Genomic DNA, 545 nt, shown 5'->3' on the forward strand with positions numbered 1-545 from the left:
AAAAAAACAGGAAGATACTAAGGAGAAGATTGACAAAAATAAGAGTTGGATCATTGACATTAACAAGTATAAAAATTTATCTGAAATAGATAGATTGTCTGTTGTGATGCTTATTGATAAAATTTTTATTTCTGAAGATAAGACGATAGATGTTAGGTTTAATCATACTGAAGAATTGTCTTTACTTGAAGAAATGACAAAAATGGATAAGTCTGACATTAAAGCCAACACTATAAAAAAGAAAAGTATCGATAAAAGCAGGAAGTTAAAAACTATACCCACTGTTATGAATAAAAGTCTTGTAAGCGCTGAAAGTGAGGTATGCTATGGCTAGAACAAAAAATAGGCATATATCACAATCAGAAACAGAAGTTGTAAAAGTGATTGAAAAAATATACATTGCCGGTATTTATGTTAGATTATCACAGGAAAGAAAGGAAGCTTACAGGGATAAAAGTAATTCACTTGAAATGCAGGAAGAACTTTGCATAAAAGCTGCAAACGAAAAAGATATAAAGATTTTAAGAGTGTACAAGGACTATGAG

The 545-nt window shown here is 29.9% G+C and carries 2 pseudogenes; both read left to right on the forward strand.

The window, feature by feature from the left end:
* Window positions 1-334 (forward strand): annotated as a pseudogene (locus HMPREF0077_RS10100) (recombinase family protein); the annotation flags it as partial.
* Window positions 327-545 (forward strand): annotated as a pseudogene (locus tag HMPREF0077_RS10105) (recombinase family protein); the annotation flags it as partial. The pseudogenes HMPREF0077_RS10100 and HMPREF0077_RS10105, both read left to right, overlap by 8 nt.

Source organism: Anaerococcus tetradius ATCC 35098 (assembly GCF_000159095.1).
GTDB lineage: Bacteria > Bacillota > Clostridia > Tissierellales > Peptoniphilaceae > Anaerococcus > Anaerococcus tetradius.